Source organism: Hoylesella marshii DSM 16973 = JCM 13450 (assembly GCF_000146675.1).
GTDB lineage: Bacteria > Bacteroidota > Bacteroidia > Bacteroidales > Bacteroidaceae > Prevotella > Prevotella marshii.
Genome location: NZ_GL397214.1, coordinates 144,880 through 164,784 on the forward strand (window position 1 = coordinate 144,880; position 19,905 = coordinate 164,784).

The 19,905-nt window shown below is 47.4% G+C and carries 13 protein-coding genes and 1 tRNA gene; 10 read left to right on the forward strand and 4 right to left on the reverse strand.

Annotation, left to right across the window (positions count from 1 at the left end; all coding sequences use genetic code 11):
• Positions 1 to 39: 39 nt before the first annotated feature.
• The 3 genes from HMPREF0658_RS00630 to HMPREF0658_RS00645 all read right to left on the reverse strand — a co-directional run bounded on the left by HMPREF0658_RS00630 (position 40) and on the right by HMPREF0658_RS00645 (position 3,863).
• A complete protein-coding gene (locus HMPREF0658_RS00630; RefSeq protein WP_006947808.1) occupies positions 40 to 1,014 on the reverse strand; it encodes a DUF4837 family protein in 975 nt (324 codons plus the stop codon).
• Entirely contained in the window at positions 1,001 to 2,041 is a 1,041-nt protein-coding gene (gene rlmN, locus HMPREF0658_RS00635; RefSeq protein WP_006947809.1) for a dual-specificity RNA methyltransferase RlmN, read from the reverse strand. Before rlmN ends, HMPREF0658_RS00630 begins: the two co-directional genes overlap by 14 nt.
• A gap of 1,000 nt (positions 2,042 to 3,041) precedes the next feature.
• Entirely contained in the window at positions 3,042 to 3,863 is an 822-nt protein-coding gene (locus HMPREF0658_RS00645; RefSeq protein ID WP_006947811.1) for a DUF6261 family protein, read from the reverse strand.
• Positions 3,864 to 5,078: 1,215 nt separating this feature from the next.
• On the opposite strand from HMPREF0658_RS00645, the gene HMPREF0658_RS00650 reads away from it, so the two are divergent.
• From HMPREF0658_RS00650 to HMPREF0658_RS00675, 6 genes are all read left to right on the forward strand, one after another.
• Positions 5,079 to 6,812 (forward strand): bifunctional metallophosphatase/5'-nucleotidase, encoded by a 1,734-nt coding sequence (locus tag HMPREF0658_RS00650; RefSeq protein ID WP_024991112.1) that lies wholly within the window; start codon positions 5,079 to 5,081, stop codon positions 6,810 to 6,812.
• Positions 6,813 to 6,845: 33 nt separating this feature from the next.
• The gene (gene nudC, locus HMPREF0658_RS00655; protein ID WP_006947815.1) at positions 6,846 to 7,628 is read left to right on the forward strand and encodes an NAD(+) diphosphatase; all 783 of its coding nucleotides are present in this window, start codon (positions 6,846 to 6,848) and stop codon (positions 7,626 to 7,628) included.
• Positions 7,629 to 7,640: 12 nt separating this feature from the next.
• On the forward strand, positions 7,641 to 8,939 hold the full coding sequence (locus HMPREF0658_RS00660) for an NCS2 family permease (RefSeq protein ID WP_006947817.1): 1,299 nt from the start codon (positions 7,641 to 7,643) through the stop codon (positions 8,937 to 8,939).
• Between the two features lie 18 nt (positions 8,940 to 8,957).
• Positions 8,958 to 9,146 (forward strand): FeoB-associated Cys-rich membrane protein, encoded by a 189-nt coding sequence (locus tag HMPREF0658_RS11550; protein WP_006947818.1) that lies wholly within the window; start codon positions 8,958 to 8,960, stop codon positions 9,144 to 9,146.
• 59 nt (positions 9,147 to 9,205) lie between these two features.
• Positions 9,206 to 9,276, forward strand: a tRNA-Cys gene (locus tag HMPREF0658_RS00670).
• 93 nt (positions 9,277 to 9,369) lie between these two features.
• Positions 9,370 to 10,878: a glycoside hydrolase family 10-like protein gene (locus tag HMPREF0658_RS00675; protein ID WP_040557594.1), complete on the forward strand. Its 1,509-nt coding sequence runs from the start codon at positions 9,370 to 9,372 to the stop codon at positions 10,876 to 10,878.
• A gap of 81 nt (positions 10,879 to 10,959) precedes the next feature.
• On the opposite strand, the gene HMPREF0658_RS00680 is transcribed toward HMPREF0658_RS00675, so the two are convergent.
• Positions 10,960 to 11,397: a hypothetical protein gene (locus HMPREF0658_RS00680; RefSeq protein ID WP_006947820.1), complete on the reverse strand. Its 438-nt coding sequence runs from the start codon at positions 11,395 to 11,397 to the stop codon at positions 10,960 to 10,962.
• A 470-nt stretch (positions 11,398 to 11,867) separates the two neighbouring features.
• On the opposite strand from HMPREF0658_RS00680, the gene hflX reads away from it, so the two are divergent.
• The 4 genes from hflX (at position 11,868) to HMPREF0658_RS00700 (ending at position 19,682) form a co-directional block, all read left to right on the forward strand.
• Positions 11,868 to 13,121 carry a GTPase HflX gene (gene hflX, locus HMPREF0658_RS00685; protein WP_006947821.1) on the forward strand — a complete coding sequence of 418 codons (1,254 nt, stop codon included), beginning with the start codon at positions 11,868 to 11,870 and terminating at the stop codon, positions 13,119 to 13,121.
• Positions 13,122 to 13,153: 32 nt separating this feature from the next.
• Complete coding sequence (locus HMPREF0658_RS00690; protein ID WP_040557783.1) at positions 13,154 to 14,974, forward strand: DUF4954 family protein; 1,821 nt, start codon at positions 13,154 to 13,156, stop codon at positions 14,972 to 14,974.
• Between the two features lie 37 nt (positions 14,975 to 15,011).
• Positions 15,012 to 17,915, forward strand: coding sequence for a M16 family metallopeptidase (locus tag HMPREF0658_RS00695; RefSeq protein WP_006947823.1), 2,904 nt, complete (start codon positions 15,012 to 15,014; stop codon positions 17,913 to 17,915).
• Between the two features lie 117 nt (positions 17,916 to 18,032).
• The gene (locus HMPREF0658_RS00700) at positions 18,033 to 19,682 is read left to right on the forward strand and encodes a fumarate hydratase (protein WP_006947824.1); all 1,650 of its coding nucleotides are present in this window, start codon (positions 18,033 to 18,035) and stop codon (positions 19,680 to 19,682) included.
• The last annotated feature ends 223 nt before the right edge of the window (positions 19,683 to 19,905 follow it).

Sequence of the window (19,905 nt, forward strand, 5' to 3'; positions counted from 1 at the left end):
TTCGTTGATGGGTTATGTTTCTTTCTTTTGCAGGACGTTTTATCTGCCTTTCGCGTCTTGTCTGCAATATAGTGTGTAGAGGGCAGCCTCCAATTCCTTTACTTTATTACGTTTCTTGCCGGCCGGTGCGTAGACAAAGGCTTCGGCAACGAGTAATCGGTGTCTTATGCTGTCGGTCATGACGTGGAGCACAAAGGGGCCGCCCATCGCATCGTGCTCCATCTCCCACAGACCTCTTACGATGATTCTCTCGCCGTTTTTGCCTTTTATGCGCCACTTGTTTACGGTTGAGTTCACGGTTGTCATGCGCATGTGAGGTTCTTCCCCGGGTATGTTTGCCTGCATGATGCTATCGCGTCCGTGCAAGATATCTGTGCCTAAGGGCAGCGTATAGAGACAGAGATTGCGCATGCCGTCGTTGCCGTTGTCTGAGAACCACAGGAAATGCTTGCCTTGTTTCCATGCCGTGAGATCGGACGGTACGAGCAGTTGGCAGTGCATGACCTCTTCTATCCTGCGGTTTGCTTCAGCGTTGGATTGGTGTTTCAGATGTCGTAGGGCTGCCATCAGCTCTGCACGTTCGAGCAAAGTCGTAAGACGGGGAGCTGTTTGCGGCCATTCACGCTTGAAGGTGGCAACATCCGGTGCCGTCAGACGGACGATAACCTGCGGAGAGGCATACACATCACGTTGATGGGTGAGACGAAGATGCCCGCCGCTTTTTCTGTCAATGACGATGATAACGATATTTCTGGCCTGCCTGTTCAGGGCGTTTAGCTGTTCCGTCGCAATCGTGGAGATATCGAAAGCCGGTTCCGATTGCGGGAGCCCTTGTATCTCGGTTGTCAGTGTGGAGCGAACCAACGTCCGCAGCTGCGGTTCGTTGCCGACAAGGAGCACCTCGTATGGGCGTCCGCTGCTGCTCGGAAGCAGAGCCTTTCCTGAACGGTTGCCGCAGGACGCAAGCATCCAGACAACAGCCATGCAAACCATCCACGCGTTACTTCTGCACATCGGCCTTTTGTTTTGCTGTACTCAACAATCCGCAAGCGGCGAAGATGTCTTGCCCTCTGCTCGCACGAATGGTTGTAAATACGCCGTGTCGGGTCAGCTCATCGCGGAAACGCTCCATCGTCTCCCTGTTCGCCCCATGCAACGATATGTTGGGAATGGGATGGAAAGTGATAAGGTTCACCCGACAGTCCAATCCTTGCAACAGCCGTATGATGGCTTTGGCATGCGCCGGTGTATCGTTCAGACCGCCGAAGACGATGTATTCAAACGACAATCTTCGTTGATGACTGAAATCGTATTGGCGCAAGAGGTCTGCAATCTCTGTGATCGACATGCTGCGTTCGGCGGGCATGAGCTGTGCCCGTTGCTCCGGAAACGGGGAGTGCATGCTCACTGCCACGTGGCATTCGCTCTCATCGAGGAAACGCTTGAGGCGACCCCTCACCCCGACACTGCTCACCGTAATGCGTTTCGGGCTCCATGCGTAGCCGTAGGGAGCCGTGAGAATCTCCGTTGCCTGCAACACGTTGTCGAGGTTGTCCATCGGTTCTCCTTGTCCCATAAACACAATGTTCGTGAGCGTCTCCCGTTCGGGCAGCGAATAGATTTGGTTCAGAATATCGCACACCGTCAGATTGCCCTCGAATCCCTGCTTACCTGTCTGACAGAAAAGGCAGTTCATCTTGCATCCCACTTGACAGGATACACACAGCGTGGCGCGCTCTTTATCGGGTATATACACCGTTTCGATGCAGCGGCCGTCGAGGGTCGGAAACAGGTATTTCACCGTTCCGTCTACCGACCTTTGGCAGTCCACGGGAGCATGATTGCCGATGCAGTAGTGCATGCCCAAGCGTTCGCGATGAGCTTTAGAGATATCCGTCATCTCGGCAATCGACGACACATGCCGCGAATAGAGCCACTTCGCCATCTGCCTGCCTGTAAAAGCGGGCATTCCCAATGCGACGGCGGTCTCTGTCAGTGCAACCTGCGTCATGCCTAAAAGCGGCTTTTTCTCATCTTGCATTCGCTGTATGTCTCCTTTTTCAACGTGCAAAGATACGATTTTCAGTCGGAATAACCTTGCATTTCTGTTTGGAAAAGGAAAAACAAGCCCCGACGGGGCGAAAGACATCAGGCAGGGGTAAGCGATAGCGCAACCCCTGATAAACAAGCGTAACAGGATGAACTCCGTAGGAGTGACGGAGGATGCGGAGCAAAATCCCAAACGCGCAGGCAGTCCGAGACCCTGTGCGGAGCAAAATACCCACGCGAAAGCAGTCCCCGACCTTGCGCGGAGCAAAATCCCGGCGCGAAAGCAGTCCCCGACCCTTCGCGGAGCAAAATCCCGGCGCGAAAGCAGTTCTCAACTCTTCGCGGAGCAAAATCCCGACGCGCGGGCAGTCCGAAACCCTGCGCGGAGCAAAAATCCCGACGCGCGAGCAGTCCCCGACCCTGCGCGGAGCATTTTTCAGTATTCGACAGCTATGTCAGCGACTAAAAATAAGAGGCGGATGAACGGTCAGGAACATCAGAAACTTAAAAATAAAGACGGACGAACGGTTGGGGATGTCGAGAACTAAAAAATAAAGGCAGATGAACGGTTGGGAATATCGGGAACTAAAAATTTAAAAAAAAGAATGGGCGAGCAGATATTAATAAAATAACAACATACCATTTAAAACTTTTGAAACGTTATTACTCGCACCATTCTTATTCCGTTGATTTTTTCGATGAACTCTCAGTATTTGAAGTGAGTGACAGATGAACAATCTGAAATATCAGGAACTAAAGATGAAAAAAGAGAGAATGGGCGGGTATGACACTCTAACGATATCATTATCTAACGATTAATAACCAAAACATTACCCGCGCCATTCTCATTTCTTAGATTTTGTCGATTAGCTTTTCATATCATGATGGGATGGCGATGGATGAATCGGAGCCTCCGATGATTTCTTTTCTTCCATCAATGGTTTACTCGGCTGATCTTTTGATTCCGGCGGAATTGGTGATGTTTTTGCCGATTATTCTTTTTGCTTTTCAGCTTCCGCCTTTTTCTTTTCTTCCTCCTTTTTTTTCTCCTTTCTTTTACGAAGAGCTACGGCTCGCTGGGCTACGCTTAAGTTATGGCTGGTACAGAGGTCGGCAGTAGTCTGATTCAGAAAAAGCGAGAGGTTATATATCATTCTGCGGTCTTCTTCTTTCGTTGCTAAGATGTAGGCGGCTTGGATATAAGAGATAATATTACGAAATATAATATCGATGTTTCGGCGAACAACTTTCGCACGCGGAAGTTTCTTAGACCTGCTTTCGTCCATCCGTTTTGAGTGCAGTTCTTTATATTCTTTGTTTGTGCTGCGAAGCAAGTCGAGCGCCGGTTTCAGAGCAAGCGTTTTTACGTCTTTCGGTTGCTTATCAGCATCCCACAACAATCCATCGATATGAGCGCTTTTGGCAAGAAGGTTGGATTTATGAGTACCGAAATAGGGGCGTATATGCACATATAAGGCATTTGCAGCTTTGGTAACGGTTTCGACCGGAGAATAACGCTGGTCGCGCACTATTTTAAATATATAAAGCATCAACCGACTACGGAGCTTGTCTTTTTCTTTCATCTGCTGCGTATAGAGTGAGGCCATTGCTTCACGGTTGATATCTATCTCTATTTCCAACCACTTTTCCCATTCTTTTACAACATCTTCTGGTAAACGAAGTTTTGCAGCATCTTCATTTTTAATGGCCGTATATAGCTGACGATGGTATTCGGTGTGATGTTCAAGTCGGAACTGCATACCGGATGCCCTGATTTTTATATTTCTGGGTAATGGATTGTTGTTATTCCCCATGATAAATGAATTTTTTAGTAAGACATTGATGTTTTATTAAAAAGACAGCCGCAAGTTAATCATTTTATTTGAATGATGCAAGAAAATCATCCAAAAATTGCGTGGTGTTTTTATTATTTAACCAATAAAAACGCTATTTTATAAAATTATCCGTAAGTTTGAATAGAGATTTGCTAAATGATTGTTTGTGAAAAGTAGTGTTGAGTACTAAAAAATGCGTTTGATGTTAGTTTTCAATTTCGCAGCCTACTGTCTAATTAATGGAACTTATTTTTATATTCCGCGGCCTATCGTCCAATCAATAGAAGATGTTTTTATGTTCCGCACTCTCTTGTCCAATCAATGGAAATAATTTTTATGTTCCGCATTCTCTTGTCTAATCAATGGAAGATATTTTTATGTTTCGCAGCCTCTCGTCTAACTCTTTTTTTATTGTTTTATCATTTTGATATCTGCCGACAAACATTTTGCTTTCATTTTCCCATTTGGATAACAGCTGTCAAATGCTGAAAAGTGCTCCGCGCACGGTCGGGGACTGCTCGCGCGCCGGGATTTTTGCTCCGCGCAGGGTTGGGGACTGCCTGCGCGTTCGGGATTTTGCTCCGCGCAGGGTGGGGAACTGCTTTCGCGTGGGGATTTTGCTCCGCGCAGGGTGGGGGACTGCTTTCGCGTGGGGATTTTGCTCCGCATCCTCCGTCACTCCTACGGAGTTCATCCTGTTACGCTTGTTTATCAGGGGTTGCGCTACCGCTTACCCCTGTCTAAGGTCTTTCGCCCCGTCGGGGCTTGTTTATCAGGGATTGCGCTACCGCTTACCCCTGTCTAAGGTCTTTCGCCCCGTCGGGGCTTGTTTATCAGGGATTGCGCTACCGCTTACCCCTGTCTAAGGTCTTTCGCCCCGTCGGGGCTTGTTTATCAGGGATTGCGCTACCGCTTACCCCTGCCTAAGGTCTTTCGCTCCGTCGGGGCTTGTTTATCAGGGATTGCGCTACCGCTTATCCCTGCCTAAGGTCTTTCGCCTCGTCGGGGCTTGTTTATCAGGGATTGCGCTACCGCTTACCCCTGTCTAAGGTCTTTCGCCCCGTCGGGGCTATTCGATAGGATTCTTTTATTCCGAACTCGCGTATATATATAATAAAAGGTGAAAAGATGGAGGGATGTGTAGGGAACTCTCAAGTTTTTATTAACTTTGCATCACTAAAAAAGCGTAAAACGATGAAGAAGTTGATAGCGGTCTGTCTGACTGCACTCTGTTTTCACACACAAACAATGGCACAAACAAGTAGTATCACCCTTAAAGTTATTGAGACGAGCGACGTTCATGGCTATTTTTTCCCTTGGGATTATATCAACCGGAAGCCTCTGAAAGGCACAATGGCGCGCGTGAGTTCCTATGTCAGAAGGATGCGGGCGCAGTATGGCGATGGGGTTATCTTGCTCGACAATGGCGATATTCTGCAAGGTCAGCCCACGTCGTATTTCTATGATTATATCCGGCCGGATGAGGAGAATATCGCTGCAAGCATCATGAATTATATGGGTTATGATGCTCAGAATATGGGCAATCACGATATAGAAACGGGGCATCCTGTGTTTGACAAGTGGATGAAGGAGCTGAAGGCGCCGACGTTGGGTGCCAATGTGGTGGACGTGGGGACGGGGAGGCCTTATCTGAAGCCTTACGTGATGCTCGACAAGGGTGGCGTGCGTGTGGCTGTCGTGGGGCTTTTGACACCCGCTATCCCCAATTGGGTGAGTGAGAATCTGTGGTCTGGTCTTCGGTTTGACGAGATGGTGTCTTCTGCGCGCTACTGGATGAAACATATCCAAGCGACGGAGAAGCCGGATGTTGTTATCGGAATTTTCCATTCCGGCAAGGAGGGAGGCATTCAAACGGATGGTTATGAAGAGGATGCTTCTTTGCGTGTGGCACGCGAGGTGCCGGGATTCGACTTGATTCTCTATGGCCACGACCACACGGCACATAATGATACGGTGCATAATGCGGAGGGACGGACGGTTGTTTGCTTAGACCCCTCGTGTCACGCTCTGTTGGTGGGTGATGCGGAAATTCGTCTGACAATGGACAAGGGTAAGGTGACAGACCGGCAAGTGACGGGACGGCTCACCGATATCAGCGAGGAGCCGATAGATGAGGATTTTATGAACCACTTCAAAAGGCAAAGAGAAGCTGTTGCTGCATTTGTGGGGCGCAAAATCGGGTACTTTGAAAACGATATCTATACGCGTGACTGTTATTTCGGAAGTGCTGCCTTTACAGACTTTATCCTCAATCTTCAGTTGCAGTTGACGGGTGCCGATGTGGCTTTCAATGCCCCTCTTTCTTTTGACGAAAGCATCAGGAAAGGGGCTGTGTATGTCAGCGATATGTTTAATCTTTACCGCTATGAGAATCAGATTTACGTGATGAAACTCACGGGAAAGGAGATAAAGAATTATCTGGAAATGAGCTATGCTTTGTGGACGAACACGATGACGTCGCCTGAAGACCACATCATGTTGCTCAATGACGGTGCTAAGAGCGACCGGCAAAGGTTTGGTTTCAAGAATCTGGCATTTAACTTCGATAGTGCCGCGGGTATCGATTATGAGGTGGATGTCACAAAGCCCGAAGGCCAAAAGATACGGATTCTTCGGATGAGCAACGGGCGGCCGTTTGATGAAAATGCGTGGTACAAAGTGGCGGTTAACAGCTATCGGGGCAATGGCGGTGGCGAATTGCTGACAAAAGGCGCCGGAATCCCGCGCGAGAGTCTGAAGAGTCGTATTCTATTTCAAAGCGAGAAAGACCAACGATACTATCTGATGAAAGAGATAGAAAGGCAAGGTACGCTCCATCCACAGGCCAATCATAATTGGAAATTCGTACCGGAAGAGTGGACAAAGCCGGCTATCGAACGAGACAGGAAGCTCATTTTCGGTCGTTGAGAGCCTTCTTTATCTTTATAGAAAGAAGAAAACATGAAGATGTATTGGTTTATCTTTTGCCAATCTGCCCTCTTATTGAAAACGGAAGCAGACGGTCGCCAAACCATTCTCTTAGCAGAGAATGCTCCGATTCCCATTCCTCCGCATACGAAAATACACGCTATTGCGTCTTTTCCGGATGGTACGGAAGTGCGTGCGTTTGCCGTCGACGCCCCGATAACCCGTCTTCCACGGTATGAAATGGTAGATCTCCGGGCTTCGTATGACAGACTTGAGCCTGCATTATACAAGAAAGCGGGTAAATGTCATGAGATTCTATATTGGGACAGGCATACCCGTTATTGCGGAATATGCGGAGCCACGATGGAATATAGCACAGATATTTCCAAGAAATGCACGGCTTGCGGTCATGAGATTTGGCCGCAGTTGTCTACCGCTGTCATCGTTTTGATTCATCGGGGAGAGGAGGTTTTGCTCGTGCATGCTAAGAATTTCAGGGGCAATTTCTATGGACTTGTTGCGGGATTCGTGGAAACCGGAGAGACATTGGAAGAGGCTGTAAGGCGCGAGGTTTTGGAAGAGACAGGGTTGTCTATCAGCCATCTGCGATATTTCGGTTCCCAACCATGGCCTTACCCTTGTGGCTTGATGGTAGGCTTTTTTGCTGAATATGCCGGTGGAAGTCTCCGTTTACAGCGTTCCGAGTTAAGTGCCGGCGGCTGGTTCCATAAAGACCGCCTGCCGGAAATCCCCCGAAAGTTGTCTATTGCCAGAGCGTTGATAGACCATTGGCTTGATAATGATTGTAACATATAATACCGAATATCCATGAAGTTCTTAAAAATCTTCGGTTTTGAAGAAAGCCGTATGAAGTTGCGGACAGAGCTAATAGCCGGTGCAACCACGTTTTTAACAATGAGCTATATCCTTGCTGTTAACCCCACCATTCTGTCTACAACGGGTATGGACAAAGCCGCTTTGTTCACCGCAACGGCTTTAGCATCGGCCATTGCAACCATTTTATTGGCAGTTATGGCTAAGTTGCCTTTTGCGCAAGCCCCCAGCATGGGATTGAATGCTTTCTTTGCTTTCACTCTTTGCCAAGCAATGGGTTTTACTTGGCAACAGTCTTTGGCCGCGATGCTTATCGAAGGTATCATCTTTGTACTGATTACATTTCTCAATATCAGAGAAATCATATTGGAAAGCATTCCTCGCAACCTTCGATTTGCTATTTCCGCAGGTATTGGTATGTTTATTGCGTTTATTGGATTGAAGAATGCCGGCATCATCGTGGCTAATCCTGCTACTTATGTCTGCTTAGGTAAATTCACACCCACAGCGATTCTCGGTATTATTGCCATTATCCTAAGTGGAGTTTTGATGGCACGTAAGGTGAAAGGTGCCCTCTTTTATAGCATCATCATCGCTACGCTTGTGGGTATTCCTTTGGGTGTTACAGAGTTTCCGGAAGATTGGCTCCCTGTTTCCACCCCTCAGCCTTTGAGTCCTATCTTCTGTCAGTTCGACTTTTCCGAAGTCTTCTCATTTAAGATGATACTCGTCATTTTCTCACTTCTCATTGTCAATATCTTTGATACGATAGGTACGCTCGTGGGACTTTCAGAGAAGACAGGAATCGTAAAAAGCGATGGAACGATACCGCATGTAAAGGAAGCCATGATGAGCGATGCTATCGGAACAACCTGTGGAGCCATGTTAGGTTCATCTACCATCACCACCTATGTAGAGAGTGCATCAGGCATTGCCGAGGGCGGTCGTTCAGGAGTAACAGCTTTGTTTGTGGGCATTCTTTTTCTCGTTTCCTTGTTTCTTTCTCCCGTCTTCTTACTGATTCCGGGCGCAGCAACCAGCGGTGCACTCGTATTAGTAGGTGTTTTAATGATTGATTCGGTGAAAAACATCGATTTGAGTGATGTCTCCGAGGCCTTTCCTGCTTTCATTACAATGATTACGATGGTGCTTTGCTACTCTATTGCCGATGGTATCTGCCTCGGCATCCTTAGCTTTGTTGTGCTGAAACTCTGTATCGGTCAGTTCAAAGCCTTAAATATCACGTTGGTCATGCTCAGCATTCTCTTCATTCTCAATTTCATTTTAGGTTAAGATGTTCCGTTTCCTGTTATGACACAGCTTGTTATCGTCTTTATCATACTTGCTCTATCTGTGGCCTATATCGGCTATAAGATATACAGAACCATACGTTCCGGCAACCAACTGCATAACGGATGTGAGGGTTGCAGCTTGCATCGGAAGGGTATGAAAGACGATTTTCTTTCTGCCGGAAAAAACGTTTCACGCTCGAAAAAGTAACTTAAAAGTTTGGTGAGAATAAATAATTGTGGTATCTTTGCACACGCAAAACGCGATAGGGTACCTTGGCCGAGCGGTTAGGTAACGGTCTGCAAAACCGTGTAGAGCAGTTCGACTCTGCTAGGTACCTCATAGAAAATACGGAGACCTCTTTCTTTCAAGAGTCTCCGTTTTTTCATTGAGTGACTTAAAAAATAATGATGATATTCAATACAAACCTATCATGAGAAGATTCTTACACCTTCATCTTGTGGCCGTAGCTCTGCTGTTATGGGGCGGTAGCATGGCAAAGACTTCGGCAGCAGCCAAGAGAGAGTTTCGCGGAGCATGGATACAATGCGTAAACGGACAATTTAACGGCCTCTCAACGACCGAGATGCAGCGCACGTTGGCTTACCAATTAGACGAGTTAAGCAAAGATGGTGTCAATGCCATTCTGTTCCAAGTGCGGCCAGAATGCGATGCTTTATACGTGAGCAGCTATGAGCCGTGGAGTCGCTTCCTTACAGGCGAACAGGGAAAAGCTCCCGACCCTTATTGGGATCCCTTGCAATGGATGGTGCAACAGTGCCACCTGCGTGGCATGGAACTTCACGCATGGATTAATCCTTTCAGAGCTAAGACGAAGACAACCACGAACTTGGCAAGTTCACACGTAGCCGCATTGCATCCTGACCGCGTGTTTTCTTACGACGGAATGCTGATTCTCAATCCGGGCATTCCTGCCAACCGCGACTATATATGCCATGTAGTAGGCGACATCGTGAAACGCTATGATGTGGACGGTATTCACATCGACGACTATTTCTACCCGTATCCCACGGCAGGACAGACCATCTCCGACGAAGCCGAATACCGCGCATATAGCAACGGAATACAAGATATCGGCGACTGGAGGCGATACAACGTGAATGTGTTTATCAAGCAATTATCGGATTCCATTCATGCTATCAAACCATGGGTGAAATTCGGTGTCTCGCCGTTTGGTATCTATCGTAACAAGAAAAACGCGCCCAATATAGGAAGCGATACGGGCGGTCTGCAGAATTACGACGACCTTTATGCCGACGTTTTGTTGTGGATTAACAATGGCTGGGTAGATTATAATGTACCGCAACTTTATTGGCAGATAGGCCATAAGACCGCAGACTACAAGACACTCATCGCTTGGTGGAACCAATATGCTGCCAATCGCCCCCTTTATATCGGTGAAGATGTGGAACGAACGGTGAAGTTTCCCGATACGGAAAACCCTTCGCGCAACCAGATGGGGGAAAAGTTTGAACTGCATAAAAGCATGAAAAATGTGTCGGGCACCGTGTTATGGTATGCCAAAGCGGCAGTAGACAACATTGGAAACTATGGTACTGCCCTGCGCGAACATTATTGGAAAACACCTGCTTTGCAGCCCCTTATGCCATTCATCGACAAGAAGGCACCGAAGAAACCATTAAAAGTAAAACCCGTTTGGACAGACGATGGCTATATCTTGTTTTGGAGTAAGCCGAAAAGCAAGCATTGGGGAGACGAAGTAACCAAGTATGTCGTTTATCGCTTTGAGGCCGGCGAACCCATCAACCTTGACGATCCTTCGCATATTCTGACCATTACTCCGAAAACTTACTTCAAACTTCCTTTCCTTGATGGAAAGAAAAAGTATGTCTATGTGGTCACTTCGCTCGACAGAATGAGCAACGAGAGTAAGCCCGCTAAGAAGAAAATAAAACTTTAGAGCGGTCATCACATCCATACAAAAAGGAGATAAAAACCGTAAGAATGACGGTTTTTATCTTCTTTTCTTTGATAGAACCGGTTATTTCAACAGTTCTTCTATAAAGTTATCGAGGTCTTTATCTAAATTCTGCATAATGTTTCCACCTAATATAATCGTATCATCGTCTACCACATAAAGCTCCGACAAATGCTCCTTCTCATCGCTTTCCAGCACAAAACTATACGGCTTCATGATACCCATTGCGTCTATTTGGGAACGGATGGCCAAAAGCTGGCGGTGTAAAATCTCGCTGATAGCGGGATAAAAGTCCTCATCTTTGGCATCAATCCATTGCTCTATGACACATCGGGTTATCTCGTTGTCATCGTCGTCGAATGCCAACAATTCTCCGCTCTCCTGACTGACGCGCAGATGAATGTCGGTAAGCACATTGTCGTCTCCCTTATCAGGAAACTTCTGCACCACTTTTTTCATAAATCTGTCAAGCTGTTGAAGGGTCTGTTCGTTTGCTTTCATTATAGCCTATACTTTGGTTTTCAGTCTGCGGATGTGCTTTCACGCCATTTCGGAGCAAAGACTCTGTTGCGCGTTTGCTATCTGTGTGCAAATGTAGACAATTAAAACGACAACGCCTAAAACGAGGTTTTAATCTGTGTTAATTCCCTCTTGCTTGTACCGGTGCTCATGGTCTGTTTTCTTAAAGCATAGCTATTACCGTCTTATACCATAGCTTTTACGCGGTCAGAGCATAGCTTTGAAAGCGTCAGAGCATAGCTTTTGAAATTGCGCCTCTATTCTGTTGGTTTTCAGTATTTTATGTCTTTCGCAATCGAACCTTTTCTGCTCTTGTATCGAAGAATGGCTGTGGATGGTTTTTCTTTCTGTTTTTACCTGCTGAAAAAAATGTGAGTTTATTGATTCCGGCTATCTGATAATTCGGGAAAATTTAGTAAGTTTGCAATAAAATTACAACAAAGTACAGGTAAATGAAGGAATTTGTTATTTCCGAAGTCAAGGCAGAGACCGCTATTCTCGTGGGTCTGATAACGAAAGAACAAGATGAGGCCAAGACCAAGGAATATCTCGACGAACTGCAATTCCTTGCCGATACAGCCGGAGCGGTCACTGTGAAGCGGTTTACTCAAAAGCTGGCAGCCCCCAGTCAGGTAACTTATGTGGGCAAAGGAAAACTCGAAGAGATTAAACAATACATCATAGATAGAGAAGAAGCGGAACATCCCGTCGGTATGGTCATATTCGATGACGAGCTTTCCGCCAAGCAGATGCGCAATATTGAGAAAGAGTTGAAGGTGAAGATACTCGACCGCACATCGCTCATTCTCGACATTTTCGCCATGAGAGCACAAACGGCGAATGCAAAAACGCAGGTAGAATTAGCGCAATACCGTTATATGCTACCCCGTTTACAACGCCTTTGGACGCACTTGGAACGACAAGGCGGCGGGTCAGGCTCCGGTGGAGGAAAAGGTTCTGTGGGACTTCGCGGCCCGGGAGAGACGCAGCTTGAAATGGATAGGCGTATCATTCTGCAACGGATTACCTTGCTGAAACAACGGTTGGTAGAGATAGACCGACAGAAAACCACACAGCGGAAAAACCGCGGAAGAATGATTCGTGTGGCTTTGGTGGGCTATACCAATGTGGGAAAATCTACGCTGATGAACCTTATCAGCAAAAGCGAAGTGTTTGCAGAGAATAAACTCTTTGCCACACTCGATACCACTGTGCGCAAAGTAGTGATAGAAAACTTACCTTTTCTGCTGGCCGATACCGTGGGCTTTATCCGCAAACTGCCTACCGACTTGGTAGAGTCGTTTAAGTCTACTCTTGACGAGGTGCGTGAGGCCGACATGCTGTTGCATGTGGTAGACATATCTCATCCCGACTTCGAGGAGCAGATTCGCGTGGTGGAAAATACGCTGAAAGACCTTGGTTGCTCAGAGAAACCTTCTATCATCGTATTCAACAAGATAGATGCCTATACATGGGTAGAGAAAGAAGACGATGACCTGACACCTCCCACCAAAGAGAACATGACGCTGGAAGAACTGAAAAAGACATGGATGGCACGCTTACAGGAGAATTGTCTCTTTATATCGGCCAAAGAAAAGACGAATGTGGAGGAGTTTAAAACCACACTCTATGCTAAAGTAAAAGAACTTCATGTGCAAAAATACCCGTACAACGATTTCCTCTACAGTATGGAAGAAGAGGCGTGAAGCAGACCTATCAACCCCCGAGCAAGACCGGAATGGATAAATACAGAGCACTGACAGAAAAGGAAATACAAACCTTGGAGCACAATGGATGTACGGCCGAGGACTGGACTTCCGTATCTGTAGATACGGATTTCGCGGCTGCTTATGTGAAAAATACGACCTTTTACGGTGACGTGAATTTGGGTGTATTTGAGAAAAACATAGAGGCGGGCGAAGGAATTGTTGTGCATTCAGGCCTGCGAAACGTGGTATTGAGAGATGTGACCATAGGAGATAATTGCCTGATAGAGAATGTTTCCAATTACATATCCCTATACGACATCGGCGAAGAATGCTATATCTCGGGCGTAGGAAAGATTGCCAGCACCGGCGGTGCTACGTTCGGGCAAGGAGAGACGATTGCTGTCTTGAATGAAGCGGGTAGGGGAAACGTGAAACTCTTTGAGGGGCTGACGAGTCAGTTGGCAGCTTTCATGGTGCGTCATCATGCTGATAGAGAACTTATCGCCGCTCTCTTCGCCCTGATAGAACGTCGTATTGCAGCGAGAAAGACTGAACGAGGCGTTATTGGTTATCGGGTAAAGATTGTCAATACCAAAGAAATTGTAGATACGAACATTAGCGACGATTGCGAAATCAATGGAGCATCGTGTCTTGGAAACTGCACTTTGGAAGGCACGCAAGAGACCGGTATCTATGTGGGACACGACGTTATCTGTGAAAATACGATTGTAACAGCCGGAGCAGCGTTACTCGATGGCGCAAAGATAAAAAACTGTTTCGTAGGCGAAGCCTGCCACATCGGCAGCGGTTTTACGGCTACCGACAGCGTGTTTTTTGCCAATTCCCACATGGACAACGGAGAGGCCTGTGCTTCGTTCTGCGGTCCTTTTACCGTAAGTCACCACAAAAGTACCCTTCTTATCGGAGGAATGTTTTCATTTTATAATGCCGGTTCAGGCACAAACTACAGCAACCATGCCTACAAATTAGGACCTGTCCACTACGGAACGCTTGCCCGCGGTAGCAAGACGGCAAGTGGGGCGCACCTGCTGATGCCCGCTTCTATCGGGGCTTTCTCCATGTGTATGGGAAAGATACCTTGTCATCCCGATACACGCAAACTGCCGTTTTCCTATCTGTTAGCTTCCGGCGATGAGGTATATCTTGTGCCCGGACGCAATCTCACCACAGTGGGCACCTATCGTGATGTGGGCAAATGGCAGAAAAGAGACGTGCGTCCTCGTGGCGAAAGGAAAAGTTTGGTACATTTCGATTGGCTCAATCCCGTAACGGTAGGCGCGTGCATAGAAGGCAAAAGATTGCTGGAAAAGATGCTCTGTGAACAAGGTGTTGTGACCGATGCTTACCGATATGAGGGCTGTCTCATCACACCTCGCGCTTTGCAGCAAGGTATTGTTAGCTACGACATGGCCATTCGGCTGTTTATTGGCATGCAGCTATCGTCACGTACTACCGTATCGCCTGTAGAAACAACAGGAGCTGACACTTGGATAGACCTCTCCGGACTACTCATGCCGGAGGTAGAAGAACGCCGATTGGCAGAGGAAATAAGGCAGGGAATTGTTACTGATGTGGAGGAACTTGCCGATAGATTTCTCGACAGCTATCATCGGTATGAAGACTATCTGTGGGCGTATGCTTACGAATTGATGAAAGAATACTATCAACTCGATGCACTCGCCGGTGAAGACCTTGACCGCATACGGCAAGACTGTCGTCAGGCACACGACGAATGGTTAGCACTCATCCGTCGCGATGCCGAGAAAGAGTTTGCATTAGGTGACGTGGAAGAAGAGACCCGCTCGCGTTTCCTTGCATCATTACATTGAAAACCTATTCAACTAACAATCAAAATACGAACAAATCATGAAAATCAAATTGCTGATGATGTCGTTCTTAGCCGCAATAAGCATTCAGATGCAGGCCAAGGACTACAAGTACGAGATGGTGGCGGGCGACCCCCTGCATACACGTATCTACACCTTGCCTAACGGGTTGAAGGTGTATCTCTCGGTGAACACAGAGAAGCCGCGTATTCATACCTACATTGCCGTGAAGACAGGAAGCCGCAACGACCCCGCAGAGACGACGGGTTTGGCGCATTATTTAGAGCATCTGATGTTTAAAGGCACACAGAGCTTCGGTACGTCTGATTACTTGAAAGAACGTCCATTGCTCGATGAGATAGAGAAAAGGTATGAAACCTACCGTCTGATTACAGATCCTGCGAAGAGAAAACAGGCTTACCATGGCATAGACAGTGTGTCGCAGCTTGCTGCACAGTATAATATTCCCAACGAATACGACAAACTGATGGCTTCTATCGGCAGCGAAAAAACCAATGCCTACACATCTAATGATGTGACATGCTATACGGAAGACATCCCCGCCAATGAGGTGGACACATGGGCGAAGATACAGAGCGACCGTTTTAAAAACATGGTCATACGTGGATTTCATACAGAGTTGGAGGCCGTTTACGAAGAGTATAATATAGGATTGGCCAGCGACGGTCGTAAGATATGGAATGCCCTATCGGCTAAGCTCTGCCCCAACCACCCCTACGGCACACAGACCACTATCGGCACACAGGAGCATTTGAAGAATCCGTCGATAGTGAATATCAAGAATTATTTCAAGAAATACTATGTGCCCAACAACGTGGCCATCTGTATGGCGGGAGATTTCGACCCCGACAAGGTGATGGCTATCATTGACAAATACTTCGGGTCGTGGCAAGGCTACGGAGAGGTGAAAGCTCCGCAGTATGCTCCTCTGCCGGAAATGACGGCTCCTGTGGATACCACCGTTATGGGATTGGAGGAAGAAAGTTTAGTGATGGGATGGCGTTTCAAAGGGGCATCCGATTTGCAAACCGATACCCTCGATGTGATAGCCGAGATATTGAGCAACGGAAAAGCCGGCCTCTTCGACTTAGACCTCATCCGTAAAGCCGAGGTTCAGGATGCCGGTGCCTATTGCTACACCCTGAAAGACTATTCTTCGTTCCTTCTTCAAGCAACCCCCAAAGAGGGACAGAGCCTCGAAGAAGTGTGTACGTTGCTGCTCGGAGAGATGGATAAACTCAAAAAAGGAGACTTCTCCGATGACTTGCTGCCCTCGGTCATCAATAATGTGAAGCTCCTTTACAACCAATCTATGGATAATAATCAGTGGAGAGCCAGCCGCTTCGTAGACGCGTTTATCAATGACAAGAAGTGGGACGGCATGGTGGAAACCCTCCATCGTATGGAGAAAATGACGAAACAGCAAATCATCGACTTCGCCAACCAACACTTTAAAGATAATTATGCCATCGTCTATAAACGGCAGGGCACAGATACTACGCTCAAGAAGATTGATAAGCCGGCCATCACTGCCATTCCTTCCAACCGCGACAAGCAAAGTGCGTTTCTGAAAGAAGTGCTTGAAACCAAGGCCGAACCCATACAGCCTAAGTTTGTGAACTACCAGACAGACCTCTCGAAGTTTACCCTTAAAAATGGTACTCCTGTGCTTTATAAGCAGAATACGGAGAATGGGCTCTTCCATCTCACATTCCAATACAACTTCGGTACAGAAGACCAAAAGGCATTGAGTTTGGCACCCGCATATTTGGAGTTTATCGGCACGGACAAATACTCTGTGGAGCAAATACAGCGCATGTTCTATCGGTTGGCTTGTCACTACAGTATCTCGGTCGGTTCTTACAATACCTCCATTGAATTGGAAGGCCTTAGTGAGAACATGATACCGGCTCTTGCACTGTTGGACAATCTGTTTAACCATGCAAAACCCGACCAAGAGGCCTATAACAAGGTGGTAGACCTGTTGCTGAAAGGCCGCAAGGATGAGAAGACCAATCAGGATGCTAATTTCAAAGCCTTATTACGCTACGGTATGTACGGTTCCTACAATTCTGTAAGAAACGTGCTTAGTGAGAACGAACTGCGTGCCATGAAACCGCAGGCATTGCTTGATATGGTGAAAACGTTGAGTACCTATAAGCATACCGTATTATATTACGGTCCCGCAACAGAGAAAGAACTCGCTGCGGCCATAGCTAAGAATCGTACTACGGTGAAGAAACCAATGGATGTACCGCAAGGACATGAATATAAATTGCAGACTACTCCGCAAACCGAGGTCATCCTCGCGCCTTATGAGGCTAAGAATATACATATGACGATGTATCACAATGACGGCCGAGTATGGAATCCCGATCGTCAGGCCGTTGTCTCTTTATTCAATTCCTACTTTGGAGGCAGCATGAATGCTCTCGTCTTCCAAGAGTTGAGAGAGTCGCGTGGATTGGCTTATTCCGCCGATGCATACTATGCGACACCATGGCGCAAGCAGGAACCAACCTACTGGCGTACCAACGTCATCTCACAGAATGACAAGATGCCCGACTGTATTAAGGTATTCAACAACCTGCTCGATACCATTCCTCAGAGTGGTAAAGCCTTTGAATTGGCTAAACAGAGTCTCACAAAGCAGATTGCTACGTCGCGCACTACCAAGTATGCCATCCTCTCATCCTATTATTGGAACCAACTCAGGGGCATTGACTATGACCTCAACGAGCGCATCTATCGTGACCTCCCCAAGATTACCTTGCAGGATTTGGTGAACTTCGAGGCCGAGACCATGGCCAAGAAGCCGATACGATACATCATTTTGGGCGACGAGAAGAACCTCGATATACCCGCTTTGGAGAAGCTCGGAACCATTCACCGATTATCTACCGACGAGATTTTCGGATACTGATTAACGTGCAACAGACGGGTATGCGGAGCCCTTCTCCCGCATCCTGTCTGTTCCTCTTCCGACTATTCTTCCTTCAGCTATTAAAAGACCACATTCAAATATTTAAATACAAACATTATGGCAACAACACCAGCATTCAAGTATGCGCCCATGTTCCAGATAGGAAAGGACGATACAGAGTATTATCTGCTGACGAAAGACGGTGTCTCCGTGAGCGAATTTGAAGGTAAACAGATTCTTAAAGTGTCGTCTGAAGCATTGACCAAACTTGCCAACACGGCTTTCCGCGACGTTAATTTCCTTTTACGTAGGGCACACAACGAACAAGTGGCTAAGATTCTCCATGACCCCGAAGCCAGTGATAACGACAAGTATGTGGCACTTACTTTCCTGCGCAACGCCGAAGTAGCTGCCAAGGGCAAACTCCCTTTCTGCCAAGATACCGGCACAGCCATCATCCATGGTGAGAAAGGGCAACACGTCTGGACAGACATCTGCGATGAAGAAGCACTTTCGCTCGGTGTCTATAAGACTTACACCGAAGAAAACCTGCGTTATTCTCAGAATGCACCCCTCAACATGTATGACGAGGTGAACACCCGATGCAATCTTCCCGCACAGATAGATATCGAAGCTACAGAAGGCGACGAATATCGTTTCCTCTGCGTAGTCAAGGGCGGTGGTTCGGCCAACAAGACCTATTTCTATCAGCAGACGAAAGCTTTGTTGCAGAATCCCGGCACCCTTGTGCCTTTCCTCATCGACAAGATGAAAACCCTCGGCACTGCCGCCTGTCCGCCTTATCATATCGCATTCGTTATCGGAGGCACAAGTGCGGAGAAAAACCTCCTTACCGTGAAGCTCGCTTCGACGCACTATTACGATAATCTCCCTACCACCGGCGACGAAACAGGACGAGCTTTCCGCGACGTGGAATTAGAGAAGCTGTTGCTCGAAGAAGCCTATAAGATAGGTTTGGGTGCACAGTTTGGCGGTAAATACTTTGCCCACGACATCCGCGTCATCCGTCTGCCACGCCATGGCGCTTCTTGTCCGGTCGGACTTGGTGTAAGCTGTTCGGCCGACCGCAACATCAAGGCAAAGATTAATCGCGATGGTATCTGGATAGAGAAGCTCGACGACAATCCGGGCGAACTCATCCCGGAAGCACTGCGTAACGCTGGCGAGGGTAACGCCGTGAGGATAGATCTCGACCAACCCATGCAGCAAGTGCTCAAAGAACTCACCAAATATCCCGTTTCAACCCGCGTCAGTCTCAATGGTACTATCATCGTAGCACGCGATATTGCTCATGCTAAGCTCAAAGCACGGCTTGACGAAACGGGCGAACTGCCACAATATATCAAAGACCACCCTGTGCTTTATGCCGGTCCGGCCAAGACACCTGAGGGATTGCCTTGCGGTTCGATGGGGCCGACTACAGCCAACCGAATGGACCCCTACGTAGATGAGTTCCAAGACCATGGCGGCTCCATGATTATGATTGCTAAGGGTAATCGCACGCAGGTGGTGACCGATGCCTGCAAGAAACATGGCGGCTTCTACCTCGGTAGTATCGGTGGTCCCGCTGCCATCCTCTCCATGAACTCTATCAAGAGTATTGAGTGTGTAGAGTTCCCAGAGATTGGTATGGAAGCCGTGTGGAAGATTCGCGTTGAAGATTTCCCCGCCTTTATCCTCGTTGATGACAAGGGCAACGACTTCTTCCAGCAGCTTCCCACAAGCTCCACGACTTGTGGTAAATAGCAGTAAACGGTTGTCGCATGTATTTCCTGTACATCGACAACCGTTTTCCTTAACTTATACGCGAGTTCGGGATAAGAGATTCTTATCTAATAGCCCTCGTTGGGGCTTACAGGTTGGATAACCTTATCCCGAATTCACGTATGTTTTGGGTTTATTTTTTCAGAACCGGCATCCCGTTGCTTGTCGTTTTCTTTTCTCGAATGCTTGCAGTTGAACTACGAAC